This window comes from Brucella intermedia LMG 3301, from assembly GCF_000182645.1.
GTDB classification, from domain to species: Bacteria; Pseudomonadota; Alphaproteobacteria; order Rhizobiales; family Rhizobiaceae; genus Brucella; species Brucella intermedia.
In genome coordinates this window covers 629,858-650,832 of record NZ_ACQA01000001.1, presented here as the reverse complement: position 1 = coordinate 650,832, position 20,975 = coordinate 629,858, and the positions used below count along the sequence as shown (strand labels likewise).

Sequence of the window (20,975 nt, the reverse complement as noted above, 5' to 3'; positions counted from 1 at the left end):
GCTCAGTTGTCCTTCGTTGCGTTGCGGGCGATGGCAAGTCCCGTTTCCAGAAGCGTTTTTGCCTGGCTCTCGCCTGAGGCTTCCACATAGCACCGCAATTCCGGCGCGTTGCCGGAAGCACGATAGTGGATGGCATTGCCTGAATGGAAGAAGAGTTTCACACCGTCAATGACCTCGGTCCGGACGATCGGCTCGTCCATCTGAAACAATGCGCTTCGCGTCGCATCGTTCTTGAGGAGGGACAGAAAGGCGAGGCTCTTTTCCTGCGGGACGTTCTGGAGCCTGTCGCTCAGCGCAGTGCGGAAATGAAAGCTTGCCGCGATATCAGACAGCGGCTTCCCCGTTTCCTTGATGGAACCGAGACTTCCCAGGATTGGCAGCAGCGCATCGCGGGTCGAAAGCGCGGCCAGCACATGACCGCCCCGGTTTATATCCGTGCCGAGCAGCACGCCACCATTGGCCTCAAACCCAACCACAGCCGGGGCGCCGCCGGCGACAGCCTGCGTCATGCCTTCGATGACATAGGGCGACCCCACGCGAGTTCTGATGACACGCTCGAAATTTTCTTCCAGCGCGGAATTGGATGTCACGGGCGTTACAATCGTCTTGACGCCAAGCCATCGTGCGGGTGATTGCCCCGACCAGATCGCCCCGGACAAAGCGGCCCTTCCCGTCTGCGATCAACGGGCGGTCGGCATCCCCATCCGTGGACACGATGGCGTCAAAACGGCTTTCCTTCGCCCATTGGTCGAGAAGCTCAATATCTTCGGAACGAAGGGCCTCGGTGTCGACCGGCACAAACACATCGGACCGTCCGAGCGGTACGGCTTCGGCACCGAGTTCGGTAAGGATGCGAACGATGAGATCACGCGCTACGGACGAGTGCTGGTAGACCCCGACCCGCAAACCCCGGAGGCTTTCATGCCCCAGAAATCCGACATAGCGTTTCACATAAAGGTCGATCGCATCGCTGCCATAGGGTGCATCGCGCAGATGACGAAAGGCAAGATTTGCAGGCAAGGCCGCATAGGCGGCACTGATGGCGCTCTCGTCATTCTTGTCGATTTCACCGTCAGCGCGATAGAATTTGAGCCCGTTGCGGTCAACTGGAATATGGCTGCCAGTGACCATAATGCTCGGCGCCTGCTGCGAGATTGCATAATTGCTCAGCGCCGGGGTCGGCAAGACGCCGCAATCAACCGGCTGAAATCCCGCATCCTCGATTGCCGCCATGCACAGCGCCGCGATGGCCGGGCTGGACGGGCGAAGGTCGCGACCGACGAAGACCTTGTCGCCCCTGTGCAGCTTTCCGGCCTCCGACAGCATTCCGACGAAAGCAAGGGAATAGGCGTAGGCAGGCAGGCCATTTAGTTCGTCCGCCAGTCCCCTCAGACCGCTCGTGCCAAATTTAAGCGATGTACCGCTCATGCTTCCCGCCAGATTTTCCAGTATCGAAGAGGCGACGCCCGCAAGCGCCCGCCGGGCTTAAAAGTCTTGCCATCTTATAACGTGAATCCGAAAATCATCATCTCCACAATGGTGCAATCCCATGCACCTTATTGTGGGTCATAATGCATATAGGCGGGCAATATCAAATCCTTAACGCAGACTGCGTTAATAATTGCTGTTTTGCTTCTTTGGCTGAATACTAGAGCGGTTCCAGTTGAAACGGAATCGGGGAACCGCTCCATCTCTTTGTTTTCACGCATTCTCCTACGCAAAGCCGCTTCGCACTTTTGCTGGAAATGCTCTATACCAGCCGGGACACGACGTCCCGCAGCGACGACTGCCAATGGGGTGCCGACCAGTTGAACGCTTGTTGGAATTTGGCCGTCGACAGGCGGGAGTTGGCAGGGCGCCGGGCCTTGGTCGGGTAATCGGCGGTCGCAATATCCGTAACGGTCGCTGTCGCCCCGCCAAGCCTGGCGCTTTCCCCGAATATGGCGCGCGCAAAGCCGCTCCAGTTCGTATCACCCGTTCCGGCCAGATGATAAACACCATAAGCTGAAAACTCCGGTGCCGCCGCCAGATGATCCGCCACCCGGATAATTGCATCAGCGATATCAAGCGCGCTGGTCGGATTGCCCCACTGGTCAGCAACAACCGAGAGAGCGTCGCGCGTCTCCGCGAGCTTCAGCATCGTCTTGACGAAATTCTTGCCGAAAGGACTATAGACCCACGCTGTCCGCAAAATGATGTGCTGCGGGTTGGCTTGCGCTACGAGACGCTCACCTTCAAGCTTGGAGCTTCCGTAGACACTGCGAGGGCCGGTCGCGTCCGTTTCAACATAGGGTTTGTCAGCGTCGCCCGCGAAAACATAATCCGTGGACAGATGAATGACAGGAACGCCGCAGTTCTCCGCTGCCTGCGCAACTGCCCCGGCGCCTGCTGCATTCACCGCAAAGGCATGTTCCTGCTCATCCTCGGCCAGATCCACCGCCGTATAAGCGGCGGCAGAGACGACGACGTCGGGCTTGATCGCTTCAATGGCACTGCGCACGGTTCCCGGCTCTGCCAGATCCAGCTCCGGACGGCCCAGCGCGATGACCTCGAGGTCCGCACGCTGCGACGCCTTCTCAAGAAGGCTCTGCACAACCTGCCCTTCCCTCCCGGTGACGGCGATTTTCATGCCTTGGCCTCTTTTACTGCCGTGCTGCCCAGGCGCTCACCGGCATAGGTACCGCTGCGGATCGGCTCCCACCACCATGCATTATCCAGATACCATTGAATGGTTTTTTCCAGCCCGGTCTCGAAAGTTTCCTGCGGCTTCCAGCCCAACTCGCGCTCGATCTTCGAAGCGTCGATCGCATAGCGGCGATCATGACCGGGGCGATCTGTCACGAAGGTGATCAGGTCGGCATGGCTCTTGCCGTTTGCGCGAGGCCGCTTCTTGTCCAGAATGGCGCAGATGGTTTCCACCACATTCAGATTGGTGCGTTCCGCGCGCCCGCCGATATTGTAGCTTTCGCCCAGCTTGCCCGTCGTCGCAACCAGAGCGAGGGCCCGCGCATGGTCTTCAACATAGAGCCAGTCGCGCACATTCGCCCCAGCCCCGTAAACCGGCAGCGGCTTTTCATCGAGCGCATTGAGAATGACGAGCGGGATCAGCTTTTCGGGGAAATGGAACGGGCCGTAATTGTTCGAACAATTCGATAGCACAACCGGCAGGCCATAGGTTTCATGCCAGGCGCGCACCAGATGGTCGGAGGCCGCTTTTGAAGCCGAATAGGGCGACGAAGGCTTATAGGGCGTTTCCTCGGTGAAAATACCGCTGTCGAAAGGCAGATCACCAAACACTTCGTCCGTCGAAATATGGTGGAAACGGAAGCAGGACTTGCGCGGTTCCGGCAGTTCCCGCCAATAGGCAAGTGCCGCATTCAGCAGGCGAAACGTTCCGACAATATTCGTCTCAATGAAAGCACCCGGACCATCGATTGAACGGTCGACATGGCTTTCTGCCGCCAGATGCATGACCACATCGATTTCGTTGGCGCGCAGAGCATCCAGAACGCTCGTGTCATCGCAGATATCAGCCTGGAGGAAGCTGTAATTCGGATGATTTTCAATCTGCCGGAGAGACGCCAGATTGCCTGCATAGGTCAGCTTGTCGAGATTGACGACATTGATCCTGGGATCGGAAGCCAGATGCCGGCATACCGCAGAGCCAATGAAGCCCGCTCCACCCGTAACGAGAATATTCATATCATTTCCTCAAGCAAAAACGTCTGCGTCGGCTAGCATCGGCGCTTTCTGATCCTTGTCCGAAAGCTGGACGCCTGATGGGGCTATCGGCCAGTCTATGCCTATTGCCGGGTCATCAAAGCGGATCGAGCGGTCGTGCTCAGGGGAATAATAATTGGTCACCTTGTAGATGACTTCGGTATGCTCAACGAGCGTCATGAAGCCATGTGCGAAGCCCTTCGGCACAAGAATCTGGTTCCATTTTTCAGCCGAGACTTCCAGCGCCACCCACTTGCCGAATGTGGGTGAGCCTTTGCGGATATCGACTGCAACGTCCAGAATTGCACCGCGCGTGACGTGCACCAGCTTGTCCTGCGCAAATGGCGGCAACTGATAATGAAGGCCGCGCACAACGCCCCTGGCCGCCGAATAGGAATGGTTGTCCTGAACGAAAGTCAGATCAATACCGGCTTCGGCGAATGATTTCGCATTATAGGTCTCGGAGAAAAAGCCACGGTCATCACCGAATTTACGCGGGCTGATTTCCAACAGACCATCGAGTTCCAACCGGCGAACTATCATCTTTCGTTGCCGATTTCCTCGACGCGACGCCGCAGATAGGCGGCATATTCGGTCTGGCCCAGTTTATCCGCCCGTTCAAGCACGGCATCTCCGTCAATCCAGCCTTTTTCAAACCCGATTTCCTCGGGACAGGCAATCTTGATACCTTGCCGCTTCTCGATCGTGCGCACAAAGGACGACGCATCCTGAAGACTGTCGTGCGTTCCGGTATCGAGCCAGGCATAGCCCCGCCCCAACTGGTGGACTTTCAAATCTCCGCGCTGAAGATAGATATTGTTGACGGCCGTGATTTCCAATTCGCCGCGCGCAGAAGGCTTGAGGGAAGCAGCAATATCAACGACATCATTGTCGTAGAAATACAGTCCGGTCACCGCCCAGGAGGATTTGGGCTTAATCGGCTTCTCCTCGATGGAGATCGCCTTGCCGGTTGTCTTATCGAACTCAACCACGCCATAGCGTTGGGGGTCTTCGACCCGATAGGCGAATACCGAGCCACCCTTATCTAGACAAGCAGCGCTTTCGCACAACTGCGACAGGCCGTCGCCGAAATAGATATTGTCGCCGAGGATCATTGCTACATGGTCGTTATCGATAAAATGGCGACCGATGATGAAAGCTTCCGCCAGACCGTTTGGCTGCGGTTGTTCTGCAAAGGAAAAGTCCATGCCGAACTCACTGCCATCTCCGAGCAACTTGCGGAAAAGAGGCAGATCGTGCGGCGTCGAGATTACCAGAACATCTCTGATTCCCGCCAGCATCAATACGCTCAGCGGGTAATAGATCATCGGCTTATCATAGATCGGAAGAAGTTGCTTCGAAACGGCTATCGTCAGGGGATAAAGACGCGTACCACTGCCACCGGCCAGGATAATGCCTTTCATCTACGCTCCATTACTAACTTCATCATCATCATGAAGGTACGAGGTATTGAAAACGGCGCCAGTAAAGCTTGTCCGAATAGCAGTGACAACCTCTTGTCACTGCACCAGTGAGGTATAATTTTTCACATATTCTAGCGCCATTTTATCAGCTGTGAAATGCTCGATATATCGCGCCCGCGCATTCCTTCCAAAAATTTTGGCGTGCTCCGGGTCGCGTGCAATGCTTCGCATTGCAGCTGACAGCGCTTCCGGGTTCTGCGGCGGCACCACAATTCCCGTTTGTCCGTTCAGATTGACATAACTTGTACCGGTGCCGATTTCACACGAGATCATCGGCTTTCCGAACATAGACGCCTCCACCAGCGACAGTCCAAACGCTTCAGAACGTAGATGCGAGGGAAAAATCAGCCCGGAACTCAACTCCAAAAGCGCAGTCTTGTCCGTATCCGGCAGCGCTCCGGCGAAATGAACGTGCGACAGATCATGCTCGTTCGCATACGCGGTGAGCTGGGGTTTCATAGGGCCATCACCGACAATAACAATATCAATATCGGAAGTTCGTGCTGCAGCCAGCAGCGTTCTTAAACCTTTGTAATAGCGCAACACACCGACGAAGAGAAAGAAAGGGCGAGGAAACCGCTCGTGCCAGCGCGCCTTGGTTGCGGCATCGGCAGCAGGATAATCGGCCTCGTCCAAGCCGAGTGGAATGACCGCCGTTTTATCGCTAAACCGCTGCAGAACATCGCTCGTCGCCAGATAATTCGGAGAGGTGGCAATGATCCTATCCACACTACCGAGAAAGCGGTTCATCAAAGGGCGATAGAGCTGAAGGAGTAGTTTCTGCTTAACGATGTCCGAATGATAGGTCACAATGGTTGGCTTTTCCGGACGAACGCCGACCTGTACGATATCGCTCATGGGCCAGGGGAAATGATAGTGTATTATATCAGCTTGACTGCTCAACTCCCTGAACCGGGAAAACACATCACGCGACAATCCCGTTGATGCAAACTCAAAATCGAGCCTGGCCTTATATGCCATGTGACCATCAAAATTTCGGGTATTTTCTTCCGGCTTTGCGCTCAAGGACAAAACGTCCGATGCAATACCGTATTCAGCCGCGCCTTTTGCGATCGCATGAATGGTTCGCTCGATACCGCCGAATGTATCTGGCCAATAGGTCTTAAAAAAATGCAGAACTCGCATGTTTCTCCAATATACATCATCATCGGCACATCTGATCGTTCGTCATCAGCGACGACAACTAAAATGTCATGACAGCCTAAAGTGCGGATATTGTTTTCTCTGCTTCATAACAGGCGCAGAGAATATGGTAAAAGGTCGACGCGGGCGCGGGCTCATTGATGAGCGTACCACCTTCCGGCCACTTGTCGTACCATAACCCTTTGATCGGCGTTTCAAGAAATGGCCGTAGGGCGTCAAAGGCTCGCAATGCTGATTCCAGATAAAAACTTCGCTCTTTGCCCTCGCTCAATGAAGCAAATAACAGAGCCGATTTTATCCATTCAGTTTGTGGCCACAGACGCGCGAGACCATCGTGAACCGAAAAATCGTCATACAAGCTCATGATGGCCACTTTGCGCTGCTCGCATATACCACGAGCTATTGCAATCTGGAATAGACGCTTGGCGGCCCGCATGCCATCGTGATTCTGTCGCCGATCCGCCCACTGGCCCATCAGCCAGGACCATTCGAACTGATGTCCCGGTTCGACCACCCTACCCTTTTCACCTGGATATGGCTGCCAATCATGATCGAAGAATTCACGCAACGCACCGGTCTTACCATCAATGAATTTCGTTAATGCAAGATTTGCGATCTCATCAGCATATATCGACCAGAACTCTGTTTGTGGGTCTACTGCCTCCCAAGCAAGCATTGCTTCGAACAAATGCATGTGCGGATTTGAACACAAAGGAAGCTTTGGCGGATTGGCTTCCTCAAATCCACCAAGAGGATGATGATAATCATCCACGAGCGAATTCATCAGACCAAGCGCTCGTTGACGCATTTCATCAAACCGATCCGGTATGGAAACCGCGATCTGAGCGGCCGCAAAAACGGAAAAAGCCTGGTTGTAGAGATCGAACGTGTGATCGATCATCTCGCCATTTTGACTGGCAAGACTGCCATAAAAGCCGTCTTCTCGCCGATAGACGCGATCATAATATTCTATTCCGGCTTCAACGGTCTGCTTCCATTCGCCATGCCAGCCCGTGGCACCAGCCTTAGCGAAACAATAAATCTGTCTCGGATGCACGCGAGAACGACGATTATCTGCATACGTTGCGACGGCGTCCTGGCCAATACGTTCAAAGAAGCCGTTATTCGGTGCATCCACACCGGCCGACAACCAAAGAGGCAACGCGTGGTTATGGAGCCACGACGATAAGCGTTCGACTTCCGCCCGAAGTTTACGTGTCACATCATTCATTGCACGGCTTTCATGCTGAAATAATCAAACGATCAAACACGTCCGAAATCATCCTCGAAGCGCACAATATCGTCTTCGCCCAGATAAGCTCCAGTTTGAACTTCAATCAGTTCAAGCAGAATTTTACCCGGATTTGAGACACGGTGTACCGTACCTTGAGAAATATATGTCGATTCGTTTTCTGACAGGAAAAGGCTCTCGTCATCGATCACGATTTCGGCCACGCCCCGAACAACCACCCAATGCTCAGAACGATGGTGATGCTTTTGGAGCGAGAGTTGTTTACCGGGCTTGATGAACAGACGTTTTACCTGGAACCGATCGCCCGAAAGCAAATGGGTGTAGCCGCCCCAAGGGCGATAGATGGTCCGGTGCTCCTCGGCAAGCTTCGCCGTAGCTGGTTGTTTCATCAGCGCCTTTACGATCGCGCCTACACCTTGCGCTTCTGAGAGCTTGCCGACATAGAACGCATCTTCCGAGGCCACAATCGTCAGATCATCGACACCATTGACCGCGACATGAACGCCTTCAGACAAGACCAGCGAATTATTGGTGTTGTGCAAGCTGACAGGTCCGCGTGCAACGTTTCCAGCCAGATCCTGTTTGCTTTCCTTCCAGACAGCATCCCACGAGCCGAGATCCGACCAGTGGATTGGTGACGGAACAACAGAAGCGAGCTTTGTCTTCTCGAAAATCGCATAGTCGACGGAAATATCCGGCGCCTTCTCAAATTCGGCGCTGTTCAGACGCACAAAATCGAGATCCCGCTGTGCAGTCGCAACGGATGCCTGAGCAGCTTCATATACCGCTGGTGCGTGACGTTTGCATTCATCGAGGAAGACGTCCGAACGGAACAAAAACATCCCTGAGTTCCAGTAGAAGCCGCCGGCAGCAAGCATTTCCCGCGCAACTTCCTCCTTCGGCTTTTCAACAAAGCGCTTAATTGCACAGGCTCCGCTTTCTTCCAGCTGACCTGCTTCGATGTAACCAAAACCGGTTGCCGGTTCCGTCGGCGTAATGCCAAAAGTGGCAAGACGCCCCATACGAGCTGCATTACTCGCCGTGTCGACAGCCTGAAAATATGCATCATCCATTTCAATGTTGTGGTCAGATGCCACGACATGGATAAGGGTCGGCTCCTCTATGGAAGCGATCAAAGCCGCAGCGGCAATTGCCGGCCCTGTGTTGCGAGCGACTGGTTCCAAGATAACATCCGAAAGTTCGACGCCACATTCCAATGCCTGTTCCGCCACCAAAAACCGATAGTCAGCGTTCGTTATGATAATCGGCTTGGAATAACGCTTCGGGTCCGACAATCGTTTCAAAGTCATCTGAAAGAGGCTGAGTTCGCCAGTCAGAGCCAGAAACTGTTTTGGGCGTTGCGAGCGTGACATCGGCCACAATCTCGTACCTTTTCCGCCTGCCAACACCACTGGCCTGATCAACATTTCACGCACTTTAACTTCCTTTCGATGAGCAGAATTCAGATCGTCTCGGAGAGTTTTGCAACGAACTCACTCAGCATCTGATCTGTTTTCTCCACTGAACCTGTTTCAATATAAATCCGCATTTCCGGCGCATTGCCGGATTGACGGAAATGAACAGTGTCGCCATTGGCAAACGCCATTCGCACGCCATCGACTGTCGAAATTGATTCCGGCTCAGCAATCAAGGGGGAGAAACTAGAACGAAATGATTGTGACGTTTCTATAGCGCGCAGAAATGAAGAGGCGCGATCTGCGGGAACTTCCTTGACCCTATCGGCCTTCATGCATCGAGCAGGCAGTGTTCCAACCAACTGACTCAACCTCACCCCCTGTTCTTTAGCCTGCACTAGAACAGCCACCGCTGGCAAAACGGAATCGCGCGTTGGAAGGCGACCCAACAAGCCTGACTTCAACGTCACATCATCGCCAAGCAGAAAGCCGCCATTGGCCTCAAAACCAACAACTGGATGCGCCCCGGCGCGCGCCATTTCGGCTACGACATAGGGCGACCCAATCCGTGTCCTGTGGATGTTCTCGAACCAGCCACTTTCTTCCAGCGCGCTGGTCGTGCTAAGCGGCGTTACGACTGTTTTCGCGCCGAGATAGTGAGCCGTCAGGATACCCAATATATCGCCATTTACCTGTCTTCCCTGATCATCGATGACCAGAGGCCTATCACCGTCTCCATCTGTCGACACAACTGCATCCAGCCCATGTTCGGCGATGAACGCGCTCGCCCGAGATAGATCCGAGGGATCAAGCGCTTCTGTATCGACGGCGACGAATTTTTCCATCCTGCGGAATGGATAAACCTCCGCTCCGAGCCCTTTAAATATACGAACAAGAAGATCGCGCCCAACGGCAGAATGAAGATCAATACCGATTTTCATTCCGGTCAGCGCGTCTGAACCTGAAGAACTGATAGAGCGGTCCACATATTCCTCGGCCACATCGATCAGAGGCGCAGGCATGTCGATGGGCTGGCCCTCAATATCCTTGTTCAACAATTCTTCCGCAAAGCTGCGAACAGGAGCCTCGTCGTCCTTCAAGAACTCGCCGTCAGGACGGTAGAATTTAATGCCGTTGTAGGCCTCCGGAATATGGCTTCCCGTAATCATGACGGCGGGCGCGTTGCGAGCCATCGCGTAAGCTGCGAGTGCGGGCGTCGGAATATTGCCGGCCCATATCGCATTCTTGCCGCCCAGTTCGATTGCAGCCACGCAGGAAGCAGCAATCCGAGGGCTGGATTCGCGCAAATCAGCGGCAACATAGACATGGTGAAATTCGAAATTACGCGACATGTGCTGCAAAAAGGCAACGACATAGGCAACACAAGTCTCATCTGTGAAGTCAATTGCTGGGCCCCGTAGACCAGACGTTCCAAAAGTAACTGCCATTTTCAGACCACCTTGTTGCTTAAAGCTAAACATGTCCATATACAATTGTCCGCAATTACAACACCTACCGATCAGGCATTGGATCCACCCTCGTGAAGACACCTCTTCATAACGTGAATCTCCGTAAGACCGTACGGCTTTCCAGCAGGTCGGGCCTAGATGTAGTCTAGGCATCCTTGCTCAGCATATGCCAAATGAACATCGCAAGCTTTCCGCACGGTCGCGAAAGCTGTGAAATGGTTTCCTCGACGCGCGGCGATCCGCCGGTAGAAGGCTCAGATGGCCCAAGGAGCCAGCAGCGAGTATACTACTTCCACCAGCATTCATCGCGCATGCCCTGTGGAATAGCCCCCTAATTGCCCGGACAGTTTCTCCCACTTAAATAAGTGATAGGACTACTGTTCACATTATGACTGGTAATAGCATTAAGATGGAAATTCTTTCCGGCCCTGAGCGGCGTCGACGCTGGAGTACAGCGGAGAAGCTTGCGATTGTCCACGAAACCTACGAGACGGACGCTACGGTCAGTCTGGTCGCCCGTCGTCATGGCATTGCGCCTAACCAGCTGTTCGCGTGGCGCAAACTTGCCTCACAGGGTGCATTGGTTGCAACGGCAGCCAAAGAGGAGGTTGTCCTTGCCTCGGGATACCGGGCGCTTCAGGCTCAGGTGAAGGAATTACAGCGCGTGCTGGGCAAAAAGACGATGGGAGGGGAAATCCTCAAGGAGGCCCTCGAAATCGCCAACGGCCCAAAAAAATGACTGCTGCACTCAATCTCGCTGCCGAAGGACGTTTGCGATGAAGGCGGTATGCGAGACGCTAGGCGTTGCCCGGTCGAATATCGCTGCACGCGCCACAGGCACCATTCCAGAGCCCGAGGGAGACCTCCGCTTCCCGACGCTGATCTGGTTGCTCAGATCAAGGCGGTCATTGAAGAAATGTCGACCTATGGCTATCGGCGGTTCATGCCATTCTAAGGCGCAAGGCCCGTGAACAGGGCTGTTCATGGCCAAATGCCAAGCGGGTTTATCGCGTGATGAAGCAGCATGATCTGCTCCTTCAGCGCCATCCCAGAGCTGCCGGTGAACGCAGACACGACGGGCAAGTCACCGTCGAGCGCTCCTATACCAGATGGTGCTCCGACGGCTTCGAAATCACGTGCGACAACAGGGAAAAGGTCCGCGTTGCTTTGGCGCTCGACTGCTGTGGCCCGGAAGCAACCGCTCATGTGGCCACGACAGAAGGCATCAAGAGCGAAGATGCGCAGGATCGTGTCATCACGGCGGTAGAAGACCGCTTCAGGTTTCGTAATACGTTCTTCATAGGCCGGAACCTCACCGCGACTCCCGTACGCTGAGATTTGAAGCCAATATAGGCGACAAGTCGTTGTGGGCCGCTGATGAGGCGAATATTACCAATCACCTCCATACTGCTCTTCGCCAGTTTCACGTCGAACCCTGGCGACGTCCTGGGGCTGTGGGCTGCGGGCAGTCGGATCCTAGAGGCCGTGCAGAGTTACATCCCCATCAACTACCTTCAACGCCTCGTTGATCGAATCAATTAAGCTGAGATGACGATCGATGGCTGCGTGCTCGTTACCATGCAATATCAGTCTCGCCAGCCGTTTGCACTCGCTGATCCAATCGAGATTGCCAAGCGAAACACGGTGGGAACAGGTTGGCGTGGAGGATCGACTCGATCCGGTTCTTCTTCCGGAAACGCTGGCGGACCAACTGCGTTTGGCTGGCAACCTTCCGTCGAAGCGCAAGCGTTTCCGAGTCCGATACACCGACCTTCGGTTGAGAGCTGGAGGCTTGGAACTTCGCGAGGATAGTTGCATCGGCCGAAATCAGTCTTAACCTTCGCGTGGGCGATTATATACCCGTTTGGGACTGACGACCACGCCCCGATGCACATGGAGCAACAGCACTTCAGCCATCGCCGCGGCATTGCGGTTTTGGCATTGTTTCTTTTTTCTTTACGCGGCCTCTATTCGATTAAAGCTTGCGTATTCGCAGACTCGCCTATAACCAAGGCTATCACGAGGATGGATCTGTGTTGGCTAAACCGCGTTACGTTTTACTTGATTTGATGCGTATTTTCGCAGCCTATTGGGTGCTCGTTCACCATTGGACTGCCACAGACGGATTCATGATTCATCTGAAACAGAAGTATACTATTCCTGATTTACCGATTATATTAGAAGAGGTATTGGCTGGCGGCTATCTCGGCGTAGATATTTTCTTCATTTTGAGCGGCATCGTTATAAGTAAAAGTGCTATACACCGAAACTGGGTAGATTTTTCTCAATCACGATTTATTAGGCTGTTTCCCGCTTACTTTGTTATAACGCTGCTAGCGATTGCTGTTGCTCCAATCACCATGCTGGATCATCCACCTATATCTCAGTTAGTCATGTCCCTCACGGGGTTGCAATGGTTCTATGGCTATCCTACGATTGTCGGTCCAGCTTGGACGCTTTTCTTTGAAATTCGATTTTATATTATGATTGCCATTATGATCGCAATATTCCGAGACATCGATATTAGGAAGATGAAGAATATTGCAATAGTATGGGCAATTTTTTTAATTTTAACTCCAAACCTGAATTCTCAACAGATGAATTTTCTAGTTATGCCGGATTATGGTGTTTATTTTTGCTTTGGTATTATTCTAGGAATTACATCATCTACAAAAGAATTCAAAAAAAATCTTCCGCTTATTATTTTTGGATTCTCTATTGCCTGGGTCAGACTGCAAGCTAGATATAACGGCAACCATTTCATCTTTGAAAGAGAGTCAGTTAGTGCATTGATATTATTGGTGGTAGTTTACATTTCTATGCATCAAAAAGATGTTTTTTTTGTACGCGGTGAAACCATGCACAAATGGGTAAGAAATATCGCTCTTGCCACTTACCCGTTGTACCTTATTCATGAGCCCCTCGGAATGCCGCTAGTAGCTTGGATGACTAATGCTGGTGTTCCGGTCATTCTTTCGTTATTTACAGCAGCAATCATTGTTACGATATTTTCGGTTTTTTGTGCGGTAGTATTGGAGCGAAAAATTGGTGAGATTATTCGCCAAAAAATATTTCTTAAAACGGACGTCCAGCCTAGATCCGTATCTTTATCATCACCGGGGGCGCAACGACCAGTAGTTTGCAAAACTGCTCGGGAAATTTGAAGGGGTTGAGTGTTGAAATTTTGTGTGCCCTCAGTTGGGATGCCACTGGAGAGAAAACACTACGACAAGAGTGCCGGGCCAGAGCCAAAACCCATAGCACGTAGATCATTACAATCGGAAGACGCGAGTTGCTAACTTCCCTGCCCCTACTCATGCGTGGGCAGAAATGTTCATCATTTTTAGAAGATGCGATCGCTTATTAAATGCTCAACATGCCAAATTCGACTGACGGGACAAAAGAAAACGTCAGCAATTTCATCAGAACGGGAAAGGAGATAGTTTTCGAGAATTGCAGGAGAAATTTCTATCAGCGTTCCATCTATCTCAACAGCGAACATCCTTCTTCCGTGGGTTAATGGAATAGTCAATTCAGCAATATCTCCGTGCTGGAGCCAATCTCGGCGATAAATTTCAATCAGAAAAGCCGCATCTGGCGAGCGCGATATTATTGCTTCTGCACCTCGCAAGACCTGAGGCTCGAAACCCTCAACATCGAGCTTAATCAGATCGACTGCTTCAACCTCAGCCAGAACATCATCAAGACGCTTTACAGAAACTTCAACGCTTCTATCAAACGTTGCAGATTGTTGCTTCACGATTGATCCGCCGCCGAGATGATTAGTACCTGAACTGCCCCCCATTTCGACCGGACAGTCGGCATAAGCAGAAAGGCTCAAGCACAGGCTTGGGTATAGGCTTATGTCTAACGAGTATCGACACGTTGAATTGCTGACGGGTGATGTTCGCCGCAGGCGGTGGACAACCGAGCAAAAGCTGACAATCATTGAGCAGAGTTTCGAACCAGGCGAGACGGTATCGTCCACCGCTCGCCGCCATGGCGTCGCGCCCAATCTGCTTTATCGGTGGCGCAGGCTCTTGAGCGAGGGAGGTGCTGCAGCTGTGGATTCTGACGAGCCGGTGGTCGGCAATTCGGAAGTGAAGAAGCTGGAAGATCGCGTCCGCGAGCTGGAGCGCATGCTCGGCCGCAAGACGATGGAGGTCGAAATCCTTCGGGAAGCCTTGTCCAAAGCAGACTCAAAAAAACGGATATCGCGGCCGATCTTGTTGCCGAAGGACGGTTCGCGATGAAGGCCGTCGCAGACACGCTGGGCGTATCCCGTTCCAACCTCAACGAGCGGCTGAAAGGCAGATCGAAGCCGCGCGGCTCCTATCACAAGGCCGAGGATGCAGAGCTTTTGCCCATCATTCGCAGGCTGGTAGATCAAAGGCCAACCTATGGCTATCGGCGGATCGCCGCGCTCCTCAATCGCGAAAGGCGAGCCGCCGATAAGCCTGTCATCAACGCCAAACGGGTCCATCGCATCATGGGCAACCACGCCATGCTGCTGGAAAAGCACACAGCCGTTCGCAAGGGCCGCCTCCACGATGGCAAGGTCATGGTCATGCGCTCCAACCTGCGCTGGTGCTCGGATGGGCTGGAGTTCACCTGCTGGAACGGCGAGGTCATCCGTCTCGCCTTCATCATCGACGCCTTCGACCGCGAGATCATTGCCTGGACGGCGGTCGCCAACGCGGGCATCTCCGGCTCAGACGTGCGCGACATGATGCTGGAGGCGGTCGAGAAACGCTTCAATGGAACCAGAGCCCCACATGCAATCGAGCATCTCTCGGACAACGGCTCTGCTTACACCGCGAGGGACACGAGGCTGTTTGCGCAAGCACTCAATCTGACACCCTGCTTCACGCCGGTCGCCAGCCCGCAGTCGAACGGCATGTCGGAGGCCTTCGTCAAAACCCTGAAGCGGGATTATATTCGCATCGCAGCACTACCGGACGCAGAAACAGCGCTCCAGTTCATCGACGGATGGATCGAGGACTATAATGAAATCCATCCACATTCCGCGCTCAAGATGGCTTCCCCTCGGCAGTTCATCAGGGCTAAATCAAACTAGCCGACCTGTCCGGTGAAATGGGGAGCACTCCAAGATCTACACTGCGCGATGGTCAGATCGTTTGGAAAGTTATATGGACTTGCTTCGAAAGTGCGCGTCCGGCGAAGGCTTTTTTCGGGTGTCGAGAGATAGAAACTTTAGGCCGCGTTTCATCTCATCGGCGATGATGCGGTCGATTATTTTAGGATCGCACTGTGTGTCGATGAGAAACTCGCGGATACCGCCGTCCCACGTACTGATGTCGGCGAGCAGGCTTTGAAGTTCTGACGTGCCCCCGTTAAATTAGGCCATTCAGAACTGGAATTTTCCACTTATGATCCCTTATCTGGGAGAAGGAGAGTTCCATTGACCTGCCACGGGTAATTTCCTCCAGATTGGATTAGAGTCCGGCCCACAAAGGACGGACGAATGAAGAAGCAGAGATTTACTGAAGAGCAGATTATAGCGGTGCTGAAGGAGCAGGAGGCTGGCGCGAAGGTGGCCGACCTCTGCCGCAAGCATGGGATTTCGGACGCGACATTTTATAACTGGAAAGCCAAATACGGCGGTATGGAGGTGTCCGAGGCGAAGCGCCTGAAGGCACTCGAAGAAGAGAACGCCAAGCTTAAGAAGCTGTTGGCCGAGCAGATGCTCGATGCCGCCGCACTCCGCGAGCTTCTCGCAAAAAAATGGTAGGGCCTGCCGCCAAGCGTGACGCAGTTGCACATCTGAAGGATATAATGGGTCTTTCGGAGCGGCGGGCCTGCCAGATTGTGTCGGCTGATCGCAAGATGATCCGCTATCGGTCCTGCCGACCGCCGGAGGTCGAATTGCGAGCAAAGTTGCGCGATCTCGCCAACGAGCGACGGCGCTTCGGCTACCGACGGCTGTTCGTCCTGCTCAGGCGGGACGGAGAGCCATCCGGCGTCAACCGCATCTATCGGCTGTATCGCGAGGAAGGGCTTTCGGTTCGCAAGCGGAAGGCTCGACGAAGGGCCGTCGGCACGCGTGCGCCGATCCTGGTCGAGGCGAAAGCAAATGCCCGTTGGTCTCTCGATTTCGTACACGACCAGTTTGCATGCGGGAGACGGTTCCGGATCCTCAATATCGTTGATGATGTGACGCGGGAATGCCTGGCAGCAATCCCGGACACCTCAATCTCCGGCCGTCGTGTCGCACGGGAGCTGACGACACTGATCGAACGACGCGGCAAGCCCGGAATGATTGTCTCCGATAACGGCACGGAATTCACCTCGAATGCCATCCTGGCCTGGTCGAAGGATCACAAGGTTGAGTGGCACTATATCGCGCCAGGAAAGCCTATGCAGAACGGCTATGTTGAATCCTTCAACGGTCGGATGCGCGACGAATTGGTAAGCCTCCGGTGAAGGCCGCAGGTCAGGCCGCTTGAGCGTTGACTGTCGGAGGCGTCCAATTCCAAGGAAGCAGTTGCTCCAGCTTGGTCATCGGCGTGTCCGCGATACGGGCAAGGACATCGGCAAGCCACGCCTGGGGATCGATGTCGTTGAGCTTTGCCGTCATGATTAGCGTGGCCATGAAGGCTGCACGATCTGCACCGCGGTCTGATCCGGTGAAGAGCCACGACTTTCTGCCGAGCGCAAAGCCTCTGAGCGCTCGCTCGGCGGCGTTGTTCGTCAGGCAAATCCGGCCGTCGTCCAGGAATGACGTGAAGCCGTCCCATCGCTTGAGCATGTAATCAATCGCCTCAGCGACCGGGGAACTGCGTGAGAGTTTTGCCCGCTCGGCTTGAAGCCAGGCCTGAAGATCATCAACGAGCGGCCGGCTTTCCTTGCGGCGACGATCCAGGCGTTGATCGGCCGTAAGCGCGTTGATCTCCCGCTCGATATCAAACAGGCCGTCGATCCGTTTGACAGCTTCGAGCGCCATGGGTGAGATCGGCGCGGCGTTCTTTCCACGCCTGGCGTTTGCGGCAATGTCGGCGAGCACGAAGAACTTGCGCCGCGAGTGTGCCCAACAGAGTGCCTGGGTCAGCGGATCGGGATCGCGATCAACCTTGAACAGCGGATTGTAGCCGCCATAGGCGTCCGCCTGCAGAATGCCGGTGGAGGTCTTCAGGTGGCGCTCCGGATGCTCCTGCCGTCGATCCCGCGAGGCATAATAAAGGGCGGCCGGCGGTGAGAGCCCGCCGAATGGTCGGTCATCCCGGACATAGGTCCATATGCGACCGGTATCGGTCTTTCCCTTGGCCAGGATCGGCACGGTTGTGTCATCACCATGCAGACGTTCGGCAGCAAGGACATGCGCCTCGATCAGGGAGTGAATGGGCTTCAATGCCGCGGCACATGCTCCAACCTGATCGGCCAGCGTCGATAAGCTGAGGTCGACGCCCTCGCGGGCGTAGCGCTCGCTCTGGCGATTGAGCGGCTGGTGCTGGGCAAACTTCTCGAACAGGATCATCGCCAGCAGGTTCGGCCCTGCAAAACCGCGGGGCGTCACATGGAAGGGTGCTGGTAGCTGCGTAATCTTCTCGCACTCGCGGCAGGTGAACTTCTCTCGCACCGTCTGGATAACCTTCCAATGGCGCGGAACGACCTCCAGGGTCTCGGTAATGTCCTCACCGAGCTTTGACAGTTCAGCCGATCCGCAGCAGGCGCAATTCGTGGGAGCGGCGACAATGATGCGTTCGCGCGGCAGATGTTCAGGAAACGGTTTGCGTGATGGGCGCTTGCGCTCGAAGGCTTTGACGGCTGAGGCTTTGGCTGCGATTTCCGCGACCAATTCATCTTCACCGGCGTCCGCTTCCAACTCCTCGAGCTGCAGTTCCATCTGCTCAAGGAGCAGCGCCTTACGCTCGGACCGACTGCCGTAGAGTTCACGGCGAACCTTGTCGATCTCCAGCTTTAGCCGCGCGATCAGCGCCTCGGAATGCGATACGAGTGCCTTTGCACTGGCGGCTTCTGCCTTGGCGGTCGCCGCTTCTGCTTCGGCTGCGATCCGTCGAGCGCGTTCCTGGCCCAGCAGTGCGAGCGCACTGGCAAGGTCGTCCGGAAGCTCTTCGGTCGCATTACTCATGACGGGATGGAATCACATTCGACCCTGTCATTCCAGTGTTTTTGCTTATCCGGCCGACGTCGGCCGCCAGGTCTTTTGCGGCATCCGCCAGTCGATACCTTCCAGCAGATAACCGAGCTGCGCAGGCGTGATCACCACCGTGCCATCGGCCGCTGATGGCCAGATGAAGCGGCCGCGCTCCAGCTTCTTTGTAAACAAACAGGCTCCCTGGCCGTCATGCCAGATCACCTTGATCAGGCCGCCGCCTCGGCCACGGAATACGAACAGGTGACCGCACATCGGGTCGCGCTTCAGCGCCTCCTGCACCATCAAGGACAGACCGGGGAAGCCTTTGCGCATATCGGTATGGCCTGTCGCCAACCAGACCTTCACGCCAGCAGGAACCGGAATCATCGCAGCCCCAGCACACAATCGAGAATCCGGCCAAGCGCATCCGTGTCGATATCGCTGTCCACGCGGACACGACGGCCCCGACCCAGCTCAATCGTTACATCGCTGCGCTTCCGACGAGGATGGGATGTGGTGGGCGGTTCCGGTTGAAGGGGAGAGACTGCCGGCGCGGTCTCCGACACGATCACCGGTACCAACGTGGTTGCCGTCTCGGTCTCCGGTTCCTCGATCCGGCACAGCTCCTTGCGCCAACGGAACAACTGGCTGACATGGATACCGGCCGCACGGGCAATCTCGGAGACCACCGCGTCCGCCTCAAAGCAGGCCGCGACGAGGCGCTCTTTGTCTTCGCGTGACCAACGACGACGGCGCTTTACGGACGTGATCACCTCAACTGGATACTTCGTCATATGACTACTCCTAGTGTTACCACTAGGACTGGCAGTCAGAAGGCCGTCATCGCAAGACGGCCTTCACCGTGGGCTTACACGAATTGCTCAACGAAAGCCTGTTCTTCGGTCTCGATCATGCCCGCAGCGCCATCGCCGAATGGGCCGACGATTATAACCATTCCCGGCCGCACTCATCGCTCGGATATCAGACCCCGGCCAGCTATGCCGGAACCATCGCTGCAACCGGCTCCAACGCTGCGCAAGATGAAGGCTACGCGTTTCCGCCGGTTGCTCCAACCGCACCAAATGGCGTATCAAAAAACGCTGAGGCTCTAATCGCCGTTGGATGAAAATTCAGAGGCAGGTCAGTCACGACAGGGCTGTACCCGGCTGATAAACGGTGGACAACTGATACCTAAATCAATGTCCTCCCTTATACTCCGAAATGGCCCTTTCAAAGACCTCTGTAAGCCCCTCTGCACACTTCTGCCAATCGAATCTGGAAATGTTCTTTCTGGCTTTGTCACAAAGATAGGAGTGTAAGGCATCGTCAATCATGATGTTCAATAGCGCTTGCTTTATAGAGTCCACGTTATCAGGATCAACGAGCAAACCGGCTTCTCCTACTACTTCTGGCATTGAAGAGCGATTGGAAGTGATAACAGGCACCCCGAAGCTATTAGCCTCAATTATCGGCAAACCGAAACCTTCAAATCTAGAAGGCATGGCAAGAAACCGAGCATGTCTATATAGCTCGCCTAATTCCTCGTCGGTAACATATCCTCGAAGCTGCACACAATCCGTTAAACCCAAACGTGCAATCTCTCTTCTCAAGTTCGGCATCCGCCATCCTTGCCCGCCTGCAATAACTAGCCCATTCTGGTGCCTTAATTTTTCGGGCAACAATGCATAAGCCTCAAGGAGATTGAGAAGATTCTTCCTAGGCTCTAATGTACCGACGAATAGTCCGTAGCGTGGCATGGACAGAAAATTTTTCACAGGAATGGAACCAACACCAGCCAAGTTGGACACCCATCCAGGATAAACATGGTGGACCTTATAAGCCACCTCTGGAAAATATGTGACAATATCTTTACGCGTTGCCTCAGAGACCGAAACTATTCTAGTCGCATTTCGAAGAGCTGGCAGCATAAGAGCTTTTTCTGCGTAGTAATTCCTAGCCCTCATGGTATCCGATGCCACAAGCCAAACAAGATCATGAATTGTTAATACTGTTGGCATTGGAGCAAACCCGCGAAGAGGCAATCTATGAGCGGGGCCCCAAAAAACATCTACATTATCTTTTCTGGCAAGACGACCTACCTCAGCCCCCCCCAAATGATGCGCAAAACTGAACCGGGCCAATGAGACACATGTAATTGCGCACCATCAGGTAATATTTCATAAGAAACCGGCGTGCTTGGAAGATAAAGATGTAAAGTATGCCCTAAGTCGATAAGAGATTTACACGATTCTATTATATAGCGCCCTATACCGGTAGGGCGTACGATTAGATTTCTTGCATCCACACCGATATTAAGCACACTCAGAGACCCAAACAAACACGTCTTAACCTCCA

15 protein-coding genes and 5 pseudogenes are annotated in these 20,975 nt (G+C 54.1%); 6 read left to right on the top strand and 14 right to left on the bottom strand.

Features of this window, described 5'->3' with window-relative positions:
• Window positions 1-2: 2 nt before the first annotated feature.
• The 9 genes and pseudogenes from OINT_RS03015 to OINT_RS02975 form a co-directional block, all read right to left on the bottom strand.
• Window positions 3-1,428, bottom strand: a pseudogene (locus OINT_RS03015) (phosphomannomutase).
• Window positions 1,429-1,750: 322 nt separating this feature from the next.
• Window positions 1,751-2,629 carry a dTDP-4-dehydrorhamnose reductase gene (gene rfbD, locus OINT_RS03010; protein WP_006466300.1) on the bottom strand — a complete coding sequence of 293 codons (879 nt, stop codon included), beginning with the start codon at window positions 2,627-2,629 and terminating at the stop codon, window positions 1,751-1,753.
• Window positions 2,626-3,702: a dTDP-glucose 4,6-dehydratase gene (rfbB, locus tag OINT_RS03005; RefSeq protein ID WP_006466299.1), complete on the bottom strand. Its 1,077-nt coding sequence runs from the start codon at window positions 3,700-3,702 to the stop codon at window positions 2,626-2,628. Before rfbB ends, rfbD begins: the two co-directional genes overlap by 4 nt.
• A 9-nt stretch (window positions 3,703-3,711) precedes the next feature.
• Window positions 3,712-4,263, bottom strand: coding sequence for a dTDP-4-dehydrorhamnose 3,5-epimerase (gene rfbC, locus OINT_RS03000; protein WP_006466298.1), 552 nt, complete (start codon window positions 4,261-4,263; stop codon window positions 3,712-3,714).
• Complete coding sequence (rfbA, locus tag OINT_RS02995) at window positions 4,260-5,144, bottom strand: glucose-1-phosphate thymidylyltransferase RfbA (protein WP_006466297.1); 885 nt, start codon at window positions 5,142-5,144, stop codon at window positions 4,260-4,262. Before rfbA ends, rfbC begins: the two co-directional genes overlap by 4 nt.
• Window positions 5,145-5,240: 96 nt before the next feature.
• Window positions 5,241-6,350 (bottom strand): glycosyltransferase family 4 protein, encoded by a 1,110-nt coding sequence (locus OINT_RS02990; RefSeq protein ID WP_006466296.1) that lies wholly within the window; start codon window positions 6,348-6,350, stop codon window positions 5,241-5,243.
• Between the two features lie 76 nt (window positions 6,351-6,426).
• Window positions 6,427-7,599, bottom strand: coding sequence for an AGE family epimerase/isomerase (locus tag OINT_RS02985; protein WP_006466295.1), 1,173 nt, complete (start codon window positions 7,597-7,599; stop codon window positions 6,427-6,429).
• 32 nt (window positions 7,600-7,631) lie between these two features.
• Complete coding sequence (locus tag OINT_RS02980; protein WP_006466294.1) at window positions 7,632-9,056, bottom strand: mannose-1-phosphate guanylyltransferase/mannose-6-phosphate isomerase; 1,425 nt, start codon at window positions 9,054-9,056, stop codon at window positions 7,632-7,634.
• A gap of 26 nt (window positions 9,057-9,082) precedes the next feature.
• Window positions 9,083-10,483 carry a phosphomannomutase gene (locus tag OINT_RS02975; protein ID WP_039852886.1) on the bottom strand — a complete coding sequence of 467 codons (1,401 nt, stop codon included), beginning with the start codon at window positions 10,481-10,483 and terminating at the stop codon, window positions 9,083-9,085.
• A gap of 409 nt (window positions 10,484-10,892) precedes the next feature.
• Here OINT_RS02975 and OINT_RS22740 point away from each other — a divergent pair.
• Window positions 10,893-11,782: pseudogene (locus tag OINT_RS22740) on the top strand (transposase); the annotation flags it as partial.
• Window positions 11,783-12,540: 758 nt separating this feature from the next.
• Window positions 12,541-13,668, top strand: a complete 1,128-nt coding sequence (locus OINT_RS02955; RefSeq protein WP_138920914.1) for an acyltransferase family protein — start codon at window positions 12,541-12,543, stop codon at window positions 13,666-13,668.
• Window positions 13,669-13,847: 179 nt separating this feature from the next.
• On the opposite strand, the gene OINT_RS22735 is transcribed toward OINT_RS02955, so the two are convergent.
• The gene (locus OINT_RS22735) at window positions 13,848-14,345 is read right to left on the bottom strand and encodes an FkbM family methyltransferase (RefSeq protein WP_138920913.1); all 498 of its coding nucleotides are present in this window, start codon (window positions 14,343-14,345) and stop codon (window positions 13,848-13,850) included.
• 22 nt (window positions 14,346-14,367) lie between these two features.
• On the opposite strand from OINT_RS22735, the gene OINT_RS02940 reads away from it, so the two are divergent.
• From OINT_RS02940 to OINT_RS02930, 3 genes and pseudogenes are all read left to right on the top strand, one after another.
• Window positions 14,368-15,581 (top strand): IS3 family transposase gene (locus OINT_RS02940; RefSeq protein WP_115168607.1). Its coding sequence is split into 2 segments (ribosomal slippage): window positions 14,368-14,704 and window positions 14,704-15,581, totalling 1,215 coding nucleotides; the frame shifts between segments, so codons are not numbered across the junction.
• A gap of 112 nt (window positions 15,582-15,693) precedes the next feature.
• Window positions 15,694-15,840: pseudogene (locus tag OINT_RS23755) on the top strand (IS5/IS1182 family transposase); the annotation flags it as partial.
• 149 nt (window positions 15,841-15,989) lie between these two features.
• A pseudogene (locus tag OINT_RS02930) lies at window positions 15,990-16,939 on the top strand (IS3 family transposase); the annotation flags it as partial.
• Window positions 16,940-16,958: 19 nt separating this feature from the next.
• Here the strand turns inward: OINT_RS02930 and tnpC are convergent.
• Genes tnpC through tnpA form a run of 3 tightly spaced genes read right to left on the bottom strand, consistent with a single transcriptional unit; the run spans window position 16,959 to window position 19,414 of the window.
• The gene (gene tnpC, locus OINT_RS02925; RefSeq protein WP_006466285.1) at window positions 16,959-18,614 is read right to left on the bottom strand and encodes an IS66 family transposase; all 1,656 of its coding nucleotides are present in this window, start codon (window positions 18,612-18,614) and stop codon (window positions 16,959-16,961) included.
• 45 nt (window positions 18,615-18,659) lie between these two features.
• Window positions 18,660-19,007 carry an IS66 family insertion sequence element accessory protein TnpB gene (tnpB, locus tag OINT_RS02920; RefSeq protein WP_034498055.1) on the bottom strand — a complete coding sequence of 116 codons (348 nt, stop codon included), beginning with the start codon at window positions 19,005-19,007 and terminating at the stop codon, window positions 18,660-18,662.
• Window positions 19,004-19,414: an IS66-like element accessory protein TnpA gene (gene tnpA, locus OINT_RS02915; protein ID WP_006466283.1), complete on the bottom strand. Its 411-nt coding sequence runs from the start codon at window positions 19,412-19,414 to the stop codon at window positions 19,004-19,006. The genes tnpB and tnpA overlap by 4 nt, the downstream gene beginning before the upstream one ends.
• Window positions 19,415-19,494: 80 nt before the next feature.
• On the opposite strand from tnpA, the pseudogene OINT_RS02910 reads away from it, so the two are divergent.
• Window positions 19,495-19,746: pseudogene (locus OINT_RS02910) on the top strand (integrase core domain-containing protein); the annotation flags it as partial.
• A 70-nt stretch (window positions 19,747-19,816) separates the two neighbouring features.
• On the opposite strand, the gene OINT_RS02905 reads toward OINT_RS02910, so the two are convergent.
• Entirely contained in the window at window positions 19,817-20,662 is an 846-nt protein-coding gene (locus tag OINT_RS02905) for a glycosyltransferase family 4 protein (RefSeq protein ID WP_235691666.1), read from the bottom strand.
• Window positions 20,663-20,975: the final 313 nt, after the last annotated feature.

Bases quoted from the DNA above. Each gene is read 5' to 3' on its own strand.
- rfbD (WP_006466300.1), bottom strand. From the start codon at position 2,629: ATGAAAATCGCCGTCACCGGGAGGGAAGGGCAGGTTGTGCAGAGCCTT.
- rfbB (WP_006466299.1), bottom strand. From the start codon at position 3,702: ATGAATATTCTCGTTACGGGTGGAGCGGGCTTCATTGGCTCTGCGGTA.
- rfbC (WP_006466298.1), bottom strand. From the start codon at position 4,263: ATGATAGTTCGCCGGTTGGAACTCGATGGTCTGTTGGAAATCAGCCCG.
- rfbA (WP_006466297.1), bottom strand. From the start codon at position 5,144: ATGAAAGGCATTATCCTGGCCGGTGGCAGTGGTACGCGTCTTTATCCC.
- OINT_RS02990 (WP_006466296.1), bottom strand. From the start codon at position 6,350: ATGCGAGTTCTGCATTTTTTTAAGACCTATTGGCCAGATACATTCGGC.
- OINT_RS02985 (WP_006466295.1), bottom strand. From the start codon at position 7,599: ATGAATGATGTGACACGTAAACTTCGGGCGGAAGTCGAACGCTTATCG.
- OINT_RS02975 (WP_039852886.1), bottom strand. From the start codon at position 10,483: ATGGCAGTTACTTTTGGAACGTCTGGTCTACGGGGCCCAGCAATTGAC.
- tnpC (WP_006466285.1), bottom strand. From the start codon at position 18,614: ATGAGTAATGCGACCGAAGAGCTTCCGGACGACCTTGCCAGTGCGCTC.
- tnpB (WP_034498055.1), bottom strand. From the start codon at position 19,007: ATGATTCCGGTTCCTGCTGGCGTGAAGGTCTGGTTGGCGACAGGCCAT.
- tnpA (WP_006466283.1), bottom strand. From the start codon at position 19,414: ATGACGAAGTATCCAGTTGAGGTGATCACGTCCGTAAAGCGCCGTCGT.